We start from the raw sequence: 14,045 nt of genomic DNA, 5'->3' as shown, positions 1-14,045 counted from the left end.
CCCCGTTCCTGCAGCACCCGACCTTCAACAACCCGGAGTGAACATGAGAACCAACAGGACCCGAGTACTCGGCGCCATCACAGCAGCACTCGCCGTGGGTGCGCTCGCCACCGCCTGCGCGGGCGGCTCGGCGACCCCCTCGTCGTCGAGCGACCGAGATGACACCGTCATCATCGGCACAGGAGCCACGCCGCAGACGCTCGACCCGATCCTCGCCTCGGACGTGCAGACCGACTTCACGGTCGGCGGCGCCTACGACAAGCTCATCGACTACGACGACGACGGCGCGATCGTGCCGCTGGTCGCCACCGAGTGGACGTACAACGACGACGCGACCGCCGTCACCCTCACCCTTCGTGACGACGTGGTGTTCCACAGCGGAAGTCCGCTCACGGCGGCCGACGTCGTGTACACGCTCGACCGCATCGCTTCCCTGGGAATCGGGGTGTCTTCGTTCCTCTCGTCGTATGCCTCGAGCACCGCGGTCGACGACACGACGGTGGAGATCGCGCTGAACGGCACCAACACGACCTTCGTCGGCGCACTGAGCAAGGTGTACATCCTCGACTCGGCGCTCGTCACCGAGAACGAGGGCGGCGACCAAGGCCAGGCGTGGCTCGCCACCAACGACGCCGGCTCAGGGCCGTACGTCATCACCGACTACACCGCCAACCAGCAGGCCACGCTCGAGCGCTTCGAGGACTCGTGGCGCTTCGACGAGCACCGTCCCGACAGCCTCGTCTACCGCTACATCACCGAGAGCTCGACCCTGCGCGACGAGCTCAAGTCCGGCGGCGTGGACGTGGTCACCGGTCTCACCGGCACCGACCTCGACGCCCTCGCCTCGCAGGACGGCGTCTACCCGCAGGAGCTGTCGAGCATGCTCCAGCTGTTCGTCATGATGAACACGCAGGACGGCATCACCGCCGACCCGAAGGTACGTGAAGCGATCCAGCTCGCCTACGACTACGACGGGCACATCTCGTCCATCCTGAGCGGGCGCGGCCAGGTCGCCACGGGCCTCACCGCCCCGAGCGTGTCATGCCGCGTCGACACCGGTGCCGCGAAGCAGGACGTCGCGGCGGCGAAGGCGCTGATCGCCGATGCCGGCGCAGAGGGCCAGACCCTGACGCTCGCGTATCAGTCGCAGATTCCCGAGCACCAGAAGGCAGCGACCCTGCTGCAGTCGAACCTCAAGGACATCGGGATCACGCTGGAACTCAAGACGGTCACGTACCCGGAGTATGTGGCGATGATCGAGTCGCCCGACACGACCCCCGACCTGGCGCTGCTGTGGGACTTCCCCTACTACCCGGAGATCGGTCCCATGCTCTACCGGGTCTACGACTCGCAGTTCATCGGTCAGACGAACTACGCGCAGTACTCCAACCCGGACGTCGACGCGCTGCTCGAGCAGGGGATCGCGACCGTCGACCCCGACGCCGCATGCGACCTGTTCACCCAGGCGCAGGAGCTGATCCTCGCCGACGACGTCAGCGTGAACATCTCCAACCCGACCACGACCGTCATGCTGCGCGACGGCATCGAGGGCCTCGAGTACGCGCCGACGTACCAGCTCTTCGACCCGAAGATGCTCGTCCTCGCCGACTGACCCACCGGGTGGCTCCGTTCGTCCACGGATGGACGGAGCCACGTTTCCCCCCGACCGACCCGAACCGAGGAGGCCCGCATGGCGACGTACATCGCGAAGCGGCTGGGGCTCGCCCTGCTGAGCGTGTGGGGCATCATCACGATCGTCTTCTTCATGACGAAGCTCATCCCCGGCGACGCCGCGCGCGTGGCGGCGGGCCGCACCGCCACGGCCGAACAGGTCGAGCAGGCGCGCCAGCGCCTGGGGCTGGACCTCCCGGTGATCGAGCAGTACTTCCTGTTCCTCGGGAAGGCGCTCCGCGGTGATCTCGGCCAGTCCGCGTCGACGCACCAGAGCGTGGTCGGCGACCTTGCGAACACCGTCCCCACCACTCTCCAGCTCGTGGTCGTCACGATGTTCGTGACCATCGTCGTGGCCGTGCCGCTGGGTGCGCTGTCGGCGGCGCTGCGCGACCGGGCACCGGACGTCTCGGCACGCATCCTCTTCGTCTTGGCCGGCGGTGTTCCCGTCTTCTGGCTCGCGATCCTGCTGCAGTGGGTGTTCGCGTCGAATCTCGGCTGGTTCCCGATCTCCGGAGCGAACTCTTTCGGGATGGCGCCGCCGGACGTCACCGGCTTCACCCTGGTCGACTCGCTCATCGCGGGCAGCCCTGCGATGTTCTTCGATTCCCTCGCCCACGTGATCCTGCCCGCGCTCGCCTTGAGCGCGCCGTTCATGTCGACGATCGCCCGCAACGTCCGTTCCAACCTGATCGGCGCGCTCGACACCGACTACGTGTCGTTCGCGATCTCGAAGGGTGCAGGACGCTACCGCGTCATCGTCCACCACGGACTCCGATCCACGATGGGATCGACGCTCACCCTGCTCGGCATGCAGTTCGGCTGGATGATGGGTGCCGCGCTGCTGGTCGAGAGCGTCTTCGCGCTCCCCGGCATCGGCACCTACCTGAATCAGGCGGTGCTCAACCAGGACACCTTCGCGGTGCTCGGGTGCGTCCTCGTCATCGGCATCGTCTTCACCGTCGCCAGCCTCGCCGTCGAGCTGCTGCAGATCTGGACCGATCCCCGGGTTCGCGAGTCCCACCTGACGGGAGCACAGGCATGACACTGACATCGACCCCGCCCGACACGGGATCGCCCGACCTCCACGCGGCCGCACCGGCATCGCGCGCGACCCGGGCCTCCGAGTGGCTCTCGCCCGCCGGTCTCGGCGGCGGCATCTCACGCGGACTCCGCGGTCTGTTCGGGCATCGCACGGCGGCGCTCGATCGGGTGGCCGTCGTCGTCTCGATCCTCCTCGTGGTGATCGCCGTCGTCGGACCGTTCATCGCCCCGTACGACCCCTACCTCGCCAACCCGGCCGACGCGCTGCTGCCGCCGAGCGCCGCGCACTGGATGGGCACCGACGACGCCGGCCGGGATGTGCTTTCGCGGCTCTTGGCGGGGGCCGCCACGACTCTGCTCGCGGCGGTCGCGGTCGTCCTCATCTCGACCGTCATCGGAGTGCTCATCGCCTGCGCTGCGGTGCTCTCCCCGCGCGGCGTGGACGCCACGATCATGCGCATCTGCGACATCTTCATGGCGTTGCCCGCGATGGTGCTGGCGCTCGGGATCGCGGCGGCACTCGGCCCCTCGCTCGGCTCCGTGGTGCTGGCCATGGTCATCGCCATGTGGCCGGGCACGACGCGTCTGGTCCGCGGCATCCTCCGCGTCACGATGAATGCCGCCTACGTCGAGTCGGCCCGCGTGAACGGCATCAGCCGGTTCTGGACGCTCGTCCGCCATGTGCTGCCGAACTCGCTCGACTCCGTCTACGTGCAGGCGAGCATGGAGATCTCAGGCGCCGTCGTGCTCATGGCGGGCCTCGCGTATCTCGGCGTCGGCGCCCCGCCTCCCAGCGCCGACTGGGGCGCAATGGTCGCCCAGGGCCGCGAGTACATCACCACCGCGTGGTGGGTGGCGACGTTCCCGGGCCTGGCCATCACCGTCGCGGCGATCGCCTTCGGACTGCTCGGCGACGCCATCCGTGTCCGGCTGGACCCGAGCCTTCGGAGGAAGCGATGACCCCGCCTGTTCTCGAGATCACCGGCCTGACGGTGAGCGTCCCCGACTCGACGCGCACCGACGGCGGTCGCGGCGACCTGACCCTGGTCGACGGCGTGCGCCTCACCCTCGAGCGGGGCGAGCGCGTGGCGCTCGTGGGCGAGTCGGGGTCGGGCAAGTCCATGACCGCGAAGGCCGTGATGCGACTCGACCCCACGGTGGACCTGGCGGGCTCGATCCGCGTCGCCGGTCACGAGGTGATCGGCGCACCTGAACGCACCGTGCGGCGGCTGCGCGGCTCCGCGGTGTCGATGGTGTTCCAGGACCCGATGACCGCGCTCAACCCGGTGCTCACGATCGGCGATCAGGTGACCGAGCCGCTCCGTCTGCGGGGAGTGCCGCGGCGCGAGGCGCGGGCGCGAGCTATCGCGATGCTGGACCGCCTCGGTGTGCCCTCGGCCGCTTCCCGCATGGATGCGTACCCGTACGAGTTCTCCGGCGGCATGAGGCAACGCGTCGTGATGGCCGCGGCACTCATCGGCGGCCCCGACGTCCTCATCGCCGATGAGCCGACGACCGCGCTGGACGTGCGCGTGCAGGAACAGGTTCTCGACCTGCTCGAGGAGCAGTCGCGCGAGCTGGGTCTCGCAGTACTCCTCATCACCCATGACCTCGCGATCGTCGCCGGCTTCGCGCATCGCGTCGCCGTCATGCGTCACGGGCGCATCGTCGAGGACCGTACGGTCGACGACCTCTACGCAGCGCCGCAGCATCCGTATACCCGCGGACTGCTCGCCTCGATCCCGAGCGTCGACGACGACCCGACGGCTCGTCTTCGGACGGTGGACGACGTGATGAAGGAGGATGCTGCGCTCGCGGCGTCCGCGACCGCCCTGGAGGTGCGGCGATGACCAGCCCCGTTCTGCCGGTCGACGGCGTCGACCTGCGCGTCGAGGACCTGACCAAACGATTCGGGCGCGGCGCGCGCGAGTTCACCGCGGTGGATCGCGTGTCGTTCCAACTCGGCACCGGTGAGACCCTCGGCCTCGTCGGCGAGTCCGGCTCCGGCAAGTCGACCACCGTGCGCTGCCTGATGGGTCTCGAGCGGCCGCAGGCCGGCACCATCACCTACAACGGGCTCAATCTGCGCCGCATGACCTTCAAGGCCGAGCGCATCTTCCGTTCGCAGGTGCAGATGGTCTTCCAGGATCCGTACTCGAGCCTCGACCCCCGCATGACGATCGGGCAGATCGTGGCAGAGCCGCTCCGGGTGCACACCGACCTGGACGCCGCGCAGCGTCGCGCCCGTGTCGGCGAGATCCTCGAGCGGGTGGGGCTCGAGCCCGCCCACATGAAGCGGTTCCCGCGAAGCTTCTCGGGCGGCCAGCGCCAGCGCATCGCCATCGCCCGCGCGCTGGTCGTGCGGCCGCGCGTGCTCGTGTGCGATGAGCCCGTCTCTGCGCTGGACGTGTCCGTCCAGGCGCAGGTGCTCAACCTCATCAAGGACATGCAGCAGGAGTTCGCGCTCTCGGTGCTCTTCATCGCGCACGACCTGGCCGTCGTCCGGTACCTGTGCGATCGACTCGTGATCCTCCAGAAGGGGCGCGCGGTCGAGCAAGGCACGCGCGATCAGGTGTACGGCGATCCGCAGCATCCCTACACCCGATCCCTGCTGGAAGCCGTCCCGCGGGCCGACCCCGCCGGCGAAAGGGAGCGCCGCCTGCGGCGCCGCGAATCCACCATCAGCCCATCAGAAGCGGAGGCCGCCGCATGACGCGCATCGGAACCGACATCAAGTTCATCGACGGAGTCACCCACTTCGGAGGACCGCTCGACACCCTCCGCGAAGTCGCCGCGCTCGGGCTCGAGGGCGTCAACGTGCGCACACTCGACGAGATCGCACCAACCCAGGACCCGGCATTCCTGACCGACTTCGCGCAGCTCGCAGCCGAGCTCGACCTCTACGTCGAGATGGGCGTCGGCAAGGTCAACCCGTACATGACGGCTGAGCTGCCGCGCGTGCGCGCCCTCGGCGACGGCAGCTACCTCGCGGGCATGGAGCGCCTCCTCACCACGTGCGCCGAATTCGGCTGGACCGAGACGTGGACGGCGGTCGGCGGCTTCAAGCCGTACCCGGGCATCTTCTTCACCGACCGATTCCGGACGGATGCTGCGTGGGAAGACCAGCTCGCCGCCATCGAGCGCTTCCTGCACCGGCTCGCACCCGTGCTGCGCGACACCGGCGTGCGCCTGAACCTCGAGACGCACGAGGAGATCACGACCTTCGAGCTGCTCCGGCTCATCGAGTCCGTGGGCGACGACGTGCTGGGCGTCTGCCTCGACCCCGCAAACCTCGCCGTCCGCGCCGAGGTGCCGCTGGAAGGTATCGCGCGGATCGCGCCGTACGTGCGCACGACGCAGCTGCGGGATGCCGCGCTGTGGCGCACCGACGTCGGCCTGTCTCGATTCATCGCGCCGTGCGGTGAGGGCGTGATCGACTGGCCGGCGGCGCTCGACGTGCTGCTGGCTCACAACCCCGATCTGAATCTCACGATCGAACCCATCGGGCGCGTCCGCGCCGAGATGGCGCTGCACACGTCCGACCCGACCTGGCAGGCGGGCCACCCCGATCTGACCGACGCGGCGCTCGGCGAGTTGTTCGCGCTCGCCGAGGCTTACGAGGCCCGCGCGGCGCGCGGCGAGGCCGGGACCCTCGCGCAGCTGCGCGCACTCCGGCCGGACGCGGAGCTGGTGACATTCCTGCTCGCGTGCGCCGACCACCTGCGAGCGGTGCTCGCCGAGCTTCCGGCGGCCGAGGCCGTCGGCATCCCGAACTGAAAGAAGGAGAACCCCATGACACTCACCCAGCCCACCGAGACGGTCGTGCTCGCCGAACTCGTCGCAGCCCTCGCCTGCGACGTCGTCCTGCCCGGCGACGAGGGATACGACCTGCTCCGCCGCGTCTGGAACGCCGACATCGACCGGACCCCCGCCGCGATCGTGCGCGTGCGAACGGCGCAGGACGTGTCGGACGCGCTGCAGTGGTGCGTCGGGCGAGGTGTGCCCGTGACAGTGCGCGGCGGCGGCCACAATCTCGCCGGAACGGCGGTCGCCGACGCCGCGGTGCTCATCGACACCGCGCTCCTGAACGACGTGGAGTTCGACTTCGAGGCCGGCACCGTCTCGGTCGGAGCCGGATGCCGGTGGGGCGACGTCGACCGGGCGGCCCAGCCGTACGACCTCGCCGTGCCCGCAGGCGTCGTGTCCCACACCGGCGTCGCAGGGCTCACGCTCGGCGGCGGCTTCGGGTACCTCGCACGCCTCCACGGCGCCACCGTCGACCATGTCGTCGAGATCGAGGTGGTCGTCGCGGATGGGCGCATCCTCACCGCGAACGCCGACGAGAACCCTGACCTGTTCTGGGCGCTGAAGGGCGCCGGACACAACTACGGCATCGCGACGCGCTTCACCTACCGCACGGTGGCGCTCCCTGGACTCGCGACGGTGCGGCAGGCGCTGTACCCGGCGTCGGATCGCAAGGGCATCCTGCAGTTCTTCCGGCAGTGGGGTCCCGATGCGCCCGGCAATATCGGCACCTACATCCGGCTCCTGCGCGCACCCGAGTACTGGACCCAGATCCCCGCAGAGCACCGCGGAGAGCCGATCATCTCCGTCGCCACCGTCTACTACGGGGACCCCGTGGACGAGCCCGTTGAGACGGCCGTCATGTTTGCGCACGGCACGGCGATCCACGAGAGCCTCCGCACCATGCACCACGCGACGCTGCAGCACGCCACCGACGACGAATTCCGCTACGGCATCGCGCACTACTGGAAGCACATCTTCCTGCAGGACCTCTCCGACGACGCGATCGACACCGTCATCGAGCACAGCGACGCCTACACCGGCCGCGCGCTCAACTCGAGCGCCCACATCGCGCACCAGCTCATGTGCCCGTTCGAGATCCTCGCCGGCCGCCGCGAGCCCCGCGACTCGTCCAACGACTCGACCGCGGGCGTGGGATCGCCGTTCGCCGCGAACATCGGCGCCGACTGGGAGTACCCGGGCGAGAAGGCGCCGCTGGTCGCGTGGGCGAAGGCCTTCGACCAGGCGCTCGCACCGCACAAGGCCGGGACGTACATCAACTTCACGTCGGTCGCCGGCGACGAGACCGTCGCGCGCGCCGTCTATGGCGACAAGTATGACCGGTTGGTCGCGGTGAAGACCGAGTACGACCCGGCCAACGTCTTCTCGCGCGGGCTCGTCGACCTCAGCGACAACGCCGGAGAGCTCGCATGACCCGCCGAGTCGGAACCGACACGAGCAAGTTCCCCGGTGCCGCAGAACTCGGTGCAATCGGCACGCTCGAGCGGATCGCAGCGCTGGGACTGGACGGTGCGTTCTTCCGCAGCGCGTTCCAGTTGAGCCCCACCTTGGACGCTGGGGAGCTGTCGGCGGTCGCGGATGCCGCGGCCGACCTGGATCTCTACCTCGAGGTCGGCGTCGCGAAGGTGAACCCGTTCGCGACGCCGGAGGCGCCGGAGGTCCGTGCCCTCGGCGAGGGGGACTACCTCCTGGGGATGGCCCGGATCATCCGCGCCGTGACAGCGGTCGGCATCACCGAACTGTGGACGGCGACCGCCAACTACCAGTTCCGCATCCGCGGAATCTATGCGTGCGACCGCTTCCGCACCGACGTCGATTGGGCGGACCAGCTCGCCGGGACCGCCAAGGTGCTCGACCGTCTGGCGCCACTGCTCCGCGAGACCGGCGCGCACCTCAACATCGAGACGCACGAGGAGATCAGCTCGTTCGAGGTGGTGCGGCTCGTGGAGGACGCAGGTCCGGACGCGTTCGGCATCACGTTCGACACCGCGAACGTCCTCGTCCGCGGGGAGGACCCCGTCGCGGCCGCGCGCCGGGTCGCGCCGTACACGCGCTCGACGCACGTGCGCGACGTCGCTCTCCACCGCACCGATGACGGCATCGGCCGGTTCCTCGCCCCGGTCGGGCGGGGAGTCATCGACTGGGACGCCCTGCTGGGTGAGCTCGACCACGGTGGCGCCACCAGCAACCTGTCGATCGAGGGGGTGATCGGGATGAACGCCGAGATGCCGCTGTTCGTGGACGACCCACGGTGGTGGGCCGCCCACCCCGATCTCACGCGCGAGGAGTTCACCGTCGTCGAGGCGCTCACCGCCGATTACGAGCGGCGCGCGGGGGCTGGTGAAGCGCCCTCCCTCGCCGAGCTGCGCGGGCAGGTCGATTCCGGCCACGCGCTCGCCTTCATCACCGACAGTGCGGCCGCGTTGCGCGCCGCACTCGCCGCACGCGAGCCGGCGATCGCCGGCTGACCGAGTCACACCCCCGAGGAGAGAAATGACCCTGACCATCGTCCCCAACTCCATCGCTGTCGACAGCGACTACTTCCCGACCCTGAGCCTGGCTGAGCGCGATCGCCGCTGGGCGAACGTGCGGGCGTTCCTGTCGGAGAACGGCCTGGACGCGCTCGTCGTGTTCGGGCAGGGCCGCAACGCGAACGACTCGTACCTCACGAACGAGGACGCCCACGCCACCGTCGTGTTCACACCGACCGACGAGCCGCTGTCGCTGCTCGGTGACGTGCCGATCAACCGCTATGACGGCGTCGGCGCCCGATACGAGCGCTGGACCGACAGCTGGCTGCACGGCAACCCCATCGCCAACCTCACCGCGGTGCTCAAGGAGCGCTCGCTCGACGCCGCGACCATCGGGGTGGTCGGGCTGACCAGCCGTGCCGTCGGCCAGTGGAACGGCGTCATCCCGTTCCGGACCTGGAGCGCCGTGCTCACCGCCCTCCCGTCGGTGGTCTGGGTAGACGTCTCGGATGCCTTCGAGACGCTCACGCAGTTCAAGAGCGAGGAGGAGCAGGAGATGATCCGCAAGGCCGCCGCCCTCGGCGAGGCGGCCTGCGCGGCTTATGTCGACGCCGTCCAGGTGGGGGTGCGCGAGAGTGTACCGACGGCGGCCGCGGTCAACGCGATCATCGCGGGAGGCGGCTGGATCCGCGCCCCGTTCATCCTGGAGCGCGCGGGCTCGCACCGGTTCGGCTGGGGCCAGCCCGAGTGGTTCGGCATGGGAGGTGCTCCCTACGCACTCCAGAAGGGCGACAGCATCGCCTCCGAGATCTTCGCCTACTACGGCGGCTTCGAGTCGCAGCAGCAGATCGACGTCGTGCTCGGCGAGCCCGACAAGCTGCTGCGCGAACTCGAGGACGTGTGCCTCGAGTCGTACCACGCGGGGCTCGCGGCGCTCCGCCCCGGGCTCCGGTTCGCCGAGCTCGCCGCGATCATGGACGAGCCGCTCCAGCGCTCAAAGACGTGGAACACCGGCCCCATGGTGCAGACGGTGTCGGGCGTGCTCTACAACTCCGCCACCCGCATCGACCCCAGCGTCGACCCCGCACTCTCGCACCTGCCGAAGCTGCCGTCTGGCGTCGGGCTGGACGGCGACTTCGAGATCAGCGAAGGCGTCGTGTTCGCGATCGAGCCCAACGCGCTGCGCGATGGCAAGCGAGTCTGCATCGGAGGCACTGTGATGCTGACCGGCCGCGGCGTCGAGGAGCTCAACACGATCCCCAACCGCCTCGTGGTGGTGGACGCATGAGCACCGTGAACCTTCCCTCCGCCGAGGACGCCGCGGCGACCGGCGCCCTGCGGGTGGGCCCGGCGGTCCTCGCCGCGGGCGCCGCGACCGGTCCGCTGGCCGGAACCGTCACCGTCACGAAGGACCTCTTCGACGTCGCCGGCCAGCGCATCGCGGCCGGAAACCCCGACTGGCTCGAGGACGCCGAGCCTGCGGCTGCGAACGCGGTGTCCGTGCAGCGCTGGGTCGATGGCGGTGCCACCGTCGTCGGCATCTCCCACACCGACGAGCTGGCGTTCAGCCTGTCCGGCACGAACGTGCATTACGGCACTCCGCGCAATCCCCACGATCCCGTACGGATCCCGGGCGGTTCGTCGAGCGGATCCGTGGCGGCCGTCGCCGGCGGCCTCGTCGACTACGCCCTCGCCACCGACACGGGCGGATCGACCCGCGTGCCGGCGTCGTACAGCGGTGTCTTCGGCATCCGCACGACGCACGGCCGCGTGCCCATGACAGGTGTGGTGCCGCTGGCGCCGCGCTTCGACACGGTCGGCGTGCTCGCGAGCTCGGGCGCGATGCTCGAGCGGGCGACGCGCGTGCTGCTCGACACCCCGGTGGTGGCGGAGACGGATGCCTCCACCGCCGCCTCGGTGACGCGCATCGTGCTCGCCGACGACGTGCTCGCCCTGGCCGACCCCGACACGGCCGACGCCGTCGCGGCGGCGGTGCGGCGACTCGGGGAGGATCTGGACGTCGACGTCGCGACCACCGAGCTCGCCGGACCGGAGCTGCTCGGCGACTGGCGTGCGGCATTCATGGCGCGGCAGATGCCCGAGATCTGGCAGACGCACGGCGCGTGGGTCACGCGGCGGAAGCCGTCGTTCGGCCCCGGAGTCGCCACGCGCATGAATGACGCGCGCAACGCGTCGCGCGACGGCATGCATCTCGCCGACGACGCACGAGTCGAGGTGCTCGCGCGCCTGGACGCCGCGCTCCCTGAAGGTGCCGTGCTCGCCTTCGCCGCAGCATCCGGTCCCGCCCCTCGCGTGGATCTCGACGCGGCGGCCAAGGGATCCCTCCGCGGCCGCACCATCGCGATGACCTGCATCGCAGGTCTCGGGGGACTGCCCGCCGTGTCGCTGCCGCTGGCCGAGGTCGACGGTCTTCCCGTGGGGGTCTGCCTGGTCGCGCGACCGGGGGAGGACGAGCTGCTCCTCGCCGTCGCCCGCGCGGTCGACGCCCTCGTCGCGCGCGCCGAGTACGTGGCATGACCCGGATCGGCGATCTCGCCGCGGCGTCCGCGAGCATCGTGCTCACGGATGCCGCGGCGCCGGGCATCAGCGGACGCGTCGACGTCCGCATCACCGGCAGCGTGATCGCCGACGTCTCGCCGGTCGGCACGGCGATGCCTCCTGCCGACGCGACGGTCGTCCCGCTCGACGGACGCGTCCTCGCTCCGGCGTTCGTCGAACCGCACCTGCACCTCGACAAGGCGCTGCTCGGCACGCCGGCCGAGGGCGGCGACCTCGGTGCGGCCATCGCATTCACGGCGGAGCGCAAGCGCGCGTTCACGCACGCCGACGTCGAGGCTCGCGCGGAGCGCGTCCTCGCCGCGGCACTCCGCGCCGGAACGACCGCGATCCGGGCGCAGACCGAGGTCGATCCGACGGTCGGGCTGCTGAGCATCCGGGTGATGCGCGAGCTCGCCCAGCGTCATCGCGCGTGGCTCGAACTGCAGATCGCGGTGTTCCCGCAGGAGGGCATCCGCGCACGCCCGGGAACGCTCGCGCTGATGCGGGAAGCCCTGATGCTGCCGGGCACGATCGTGGGCGGCTGCCCCTACACCGAGGCCGACGCGGTGGACGCCCGCGCACACGTCGACCAGGTGCTCGATCTCGCCGCCGAGTTCGGCACGTACGCCGACCTGCACCTCGACCTCGCCGACGACACGAGCGACGAGCGTTTCGCTCTCGCCGGGTACGTCGCACGGGCCACGCGGGAGCGTGGTCTCGAGGGCCGCGTCGCGATCGGGCACGTCACGACGCTGGCAGCCATGGAACCGGGCGATCGCGGGCGGGTGCTCGACGAGCTCGCGAGCGCAGGCGTTTCGGTCGTGGTGCTTCCCGCGACCGACCTGTACCTGATGGGACGGTCGGATACCGCGAATGTGCGACGTGGCATCGCCCCGGTGTCCGACCTGTGGGCGCACGGCGTGCGCACCGCACTGTCGTCGAACAACCTTCGCAACGCGTTCACGCCGACGGGCCGCGCCGATCCGCTCGACATCGCGCTCCTCGCCGGTCGGGTCGGTTTCGCGTCGAGCCGCGAGGACTTCCTCCGCCTCCACCGGGCAGTGACGACGGATGCCGCTGCCGTGCTGGGCTCCGAGCGGGCTCGCGGGCTCACCGCCGGGGCGCCGGCCGACCTCATCGTCTTCGACAGCACCGAGCCCGACACTGTGGTGCTCGACCAGCCCACACGGCTGCTCGTCCTCGCTGGAGGCCGGCCGGCTTACTCCGCGACGCTCGAGGAGTCGTTCCACGACGTGCCGCTGCCCGCGTAGTCGCCGCGCGTCCGCATAGGTCGTGGCCGTGGCCGCCTTCGGAGCCCGTGCGGCCCCGGCCGTGGCGATTCGTCGCTAAGTTCGCCGCACGCGCGCGAAATCCGAGGTGCGGATGCGGGCGTGCACCCCGGAGACGAGGTCGACGACCTGCGTGACCTCGAAGTCGGTGGCCGCACTGAGATAGGCGAGCGCGAGTTGCGGGGCCATGTCGTACCGCGAGCCCAGGAGGGCCACGGCGACGCGGACGCACTCCCGCATGGCCTCGTCGAGGTCGGCATCCAAACCCATGGGCACCAGGTGCTCGGCGGTCTCGGCGACCGGAGCGACCAGCTCGCCGAAGTCGCGCAATGCGGTCTCCGCGGGGATCGCGGTGATCTCGAGCGTGACACGCAGCGATGCCTCGAGCGCGGTGAGCGCCACCTCGCCGCCGCCCTGCGCGAAGTGGGGATCGCCGACGTACGCCCCGGCACCCTTCACCTGCACGGGGAGGTACAGCGAGGCGCCCTCGACGAGCAGGTTGAGATCGATGTTGCCGCCGTGCCGCCCCGGGGGAACGCTGTGGGGGCGCGTGTCGGTGTCGGAGGCGACGCCCATGATGCCGAGGAACGGAGCGAGCGGGAATCGGACGTCGCGGTCGCCGCCCTCGACGAGGGGGAGGCGCCCCGTCCAGATGCCCTGTTCGTCGCGCGCGATCGGCGTGAACAGGCTCACGTTGCCTGGTGCGAGCGGGAACTCGCCGGCCAGAGCGCCGCGCCCGTGCCTGTTGGAGATCACGCCGTACGGCACACGGGGAGTGGTGTCGAGCACGGTGATGCGCAGCAGATCGCCAGGTCGTGTGTCGGCCACGTCGATCGGCCCCGACACGACGTGCGGACCATGCCGGGATGGATCGCGATCGTGACGTGACCCGGCGAGTGCGACCGCTTCGTCGAGCAGGAGGTCGGCGTCGACACCGTGCGAGCCGAACCACGTCCGCGGGTCGCGGCCCTGATCCTCGAGCAGGCCCTCGTGGCTGAGGGTGTCGACGACCACGTGGTCACCTGACGAGAGACGGATGCGGGCGGCATCGCCCCCGATCGGCAGCTCGCCCCAGTACAGGTGCTCCGGCTCGGGTGCGAGGTAGGCGACGTCCGCCGGCAGCTGCTCGCCGGCCCGCAGCACACCCCGGTACTCACTCACCGCGAGCTCCCGCCGGCTCGGGCCG

At 70.3% G+C, this 14,045-nt stretch carries 12 protein-coding genes; 11 read left to right on the top strand and 1 reads right to left on the bottom strand.

The window, feature by feature from the left end:
• Positions 1 to 43 precede the first annotated feature (43 nt).
• The 11 genes from ACVN90_RS20215 (at position 44) to ACVN90_RS20165 (ending at position 12,841) form a co-directional block, all read left to right on the top strand.
• The gene (locus ACVN90_RS20215) at positions 44 to 1,612 is read left to right on the top strand and encodes an ABC transporter substrate-binding protein (RefSeq protein ID WP_475099991.1); all 1,569 of its coding nucleotides are present in this window, start codon (positions 44 to 46) and stop codon (positions 1,610 to 1,612) included.
• A 78-nt stretch (positions 1,613 to 1,690) separates the two neighbouring features.
• Positions 1,691 to 2,716, top strand: a complete 1,026-nt coding sequence (locus ACVN90_RS20210; RefSeq protein WP_475099990.1) for an ABC transporter permease — start codon at positions 1,691 to 1,693, stop codon at positions 2,714 to 2,716.
• Positions 2,713 to 3,675 carry an ABC transporter permease gene (locus ACVN90_RS20205; RefSeq protein ID WP_475099989.1) on the top strand — a complete coding sequence of 321 codons (963 nt, stop codon included), beginning with the start codon at positions 2,713 to 2,715 and terminating at the stop codon, positions 3,673 to 3,675. The genes ACVN90_RS20210 and ACVN90_RS20205 overlap by 4 nt, the downstream gene beginning before the upstream one ends.
• Positions 3,672 to 4,565, top strand: coding sequence for an ABC transporter ATP-binding protein (locus ACVN90_RS20200; RefSeq protein ID WP_475099988.1), 894 nt, complete (start codon positions 3,672 to 3,674; stop codon positions 4,563 to 4,565). The genes ACVN90_RS20205 and ACVN90_RS20200 overlap by 4 nt, the downstream gene beginning before the upstream one ends.
• Positions 4,562 to 5,428, top strand: a complete 867-nt coding sequence (locus ACVN90_RS20195) for an ATP-binding cassette domain-containing protein (RefSeq protein WP_475099987.1) — start codon at positions 4,562 to 4,564, stop codon at positions 5,426 to 5,428. Before ACVN90_RS20200 ends, ACVN90_RS20195 begins: the two co-directional genes overlap by 4 nt.
• Positions 5,425 to 6,492 (top strand): sugar phosphate isomerase/epimerase family protein, encoded by a 1,068-nt coding sequence (locus tag ACVN90_RS20190; RefSeq protein ID WP_475099986.1) that lies wholly within the window; start codon positions 5,425 to 5,427, stop codon positions 6,490 to 6,492. The genes ACVN90_RS20195 and ACVN90_RS20190 overlap by 4 nt, the downstream gene beginning before the upstream one ends.
• Positions 6,493 to 6,507: 15 nt before the next feature.
• Complete coding sequence (locus tag ACVN90_RS20185; protein WP_475099985.1) at positions 6,508 to 7,953, top strand: FAD-binding oxidoreductase; 1,446 nt, start codon at positions 6,508 to 6,510, stop codon at positions 7,951 to 7,953.
• The gene (locus tag ACVN90_RS20180) at positions 7,950 to 9,008 is read left to right on the top strand and encodes a sugar phosphate isomerase/epimerase family protein (RefSeq protein WP_475099984.1); all 1,059 of its coding nucleotides are present in this window, start codon (positions 7,950 to 7,952) and stop codon (positions 9,006 to 9,008) included. The genes ACVN90_RS20185 and ACVN90_RS20180 overlap by 4 nt, the downstream gene beginning before the upstream one ends.
• 25 nt (positions 9,009 to 9,033) lie before the next feature.
• Positions 9,034 to 10,299, top strand: a complete 1,266-nt coding sequence (locus ACVN90_RS20175; RefSeq protein ID WP_475099983.1) for a M24 family metallopeptidase — start codon at positions 9,034 to 9,036, stop codon at positions 10,297 to 10,299.
• The gene (locus tag ACVN90_RS20170) at positions 10,296 to 11,549 is read left to right on the top strand and encodes an amidase family protein (protein ID WP_475099982.1); all 1,254 of its coding nucleotides are present in this window, start codon (positions 10,296 to 10,298) and stop codon (positions 11,547 to 11,549) included. Before ACVN90_RS20175 ends, ACVN90_RS20170 begins: the two co-directional genes overlap by 4 nt.
• A complete protein-coding gene (locus ACVN90_RS20165) occupies positions 11,546 to 12,841 on the top strand; it encodes an amidohydrolase family protein (protein WP_475099981.1) in 1,296 nt (431 codons plus the stop codon). Before ACVN90_RS20170 ends, ACVN90_RS20165 begins: the two co-directional genes overlap by 4 nt.
• A gap of 75 nt (positions 12,842 to 12,916) precedes the next feature.
• Here the strand turns inward: ACVN90_RS20165 and ACVN90_RS20160 are convergent, their stop codons facing one another.
• Complete coding sequence (locus ACVN90_RS20160) at positions 12,917 to 14,020, bottom strand: acetamidase/formamidase family protein (protein ID WP_475099980.1); 1,104 nt, start codon at positions 14,018 to 14,020, stop codon at positions 12,917 to 12,919.
• Positions 14,021 to 14,045 lie beyond the last annotated feature (25 nt).

Source organism: Microbacterium sp. F01, from assembly GCF_056156365.1.
This window is presented reverse-complemented; position numbering and strand designations above follow the sequence as displayed.

What these genes read in the sequence shown, in the direction of transcription:
- ACVN90_RS20215 (WP_475099991.1), top strand. Translation starts at nt 44, where the DNA reads ATGAGAACCAACAGGACCCGAGTACTCGGCGCCATCACAGCAGCACTC.
- ACVN90_RS20210 (WP_475099990.1), top strand. Translation starts at nt 1,691, where the DNA reads ATGGCGACGTACATCGCGAAGCGGCTGGGGCTCGCCCTGCTGAGCGTG.
- ACVN90_RS20205 (WP_475099989.1), top strand. Translation starts at nt 2,713, where the DNA reads ATGACACTGACATCGACCCCGCCCGACACGGGATCGCCCGACCTCCAC.
- ACVN90_RS20200 (WP_475099988.1), top strand. Translation starts at nt 3,672, where the DNA reads ATGACCCCGCCTGTTCTCGAGATCACCGGCCTGACGGTGAGCGTCCCC.
- ACVN90_RS20195 (WP_475099987.1), top strand. Translation starts at nt 4,562, where the DNA reads ATGACCAGCCCCGTTCTGCCGGTCGACGGCGTCGACCTGCGCGTCGAG.
- ACVN90_RS20190 (WP_475099986.1), top strand. Translation starts at nt 5,425, where the DNA reads ATGACGCGCATCGGAACCGACATCAAGTTCATCGACGGAGTCACCCAC.
- ACVN90_RS20185 (WP_475099985.1), top strand. Translation starts at nt 6,508, where the DNA reads ATGACACTCACCCAGCCCACCGAGACGGTCGTGCTCGCCGAACTCGTC.
- ACVN90_RS20180 (WP_475099984.1), top strand. Translation starts at nt 7,950, where the DNA reads ATGACCCGCCGAGTCGGAACCGACACGAGCAAGTTCCCCGGTGCCGCA.
- ACVN90_RS20175 (WP_475099983.1), top strand. Translation starts at nt 9,034, where the DNA reads ATGACCCTGACCATCGTCCCCAACTCCATCGCTGTCGACAGCGACTAC.
- ACVN90_RS20170 (WP_475099982.1), top strand. Translation starts at nt 10,296, where the DNA reads ATGAGCACCGTGAACCTTCCCTCCGCCGAGGACGCCGCGGCGACCGGC.
- ACVN90_RS20165 (WP_475099981.1), top strand. Translation starts at nt 11,546, where the DNA reads ATGACCCGGATCGGCGATCTCGCCGCGGCGTCCGCGAGCATCGTGCTC.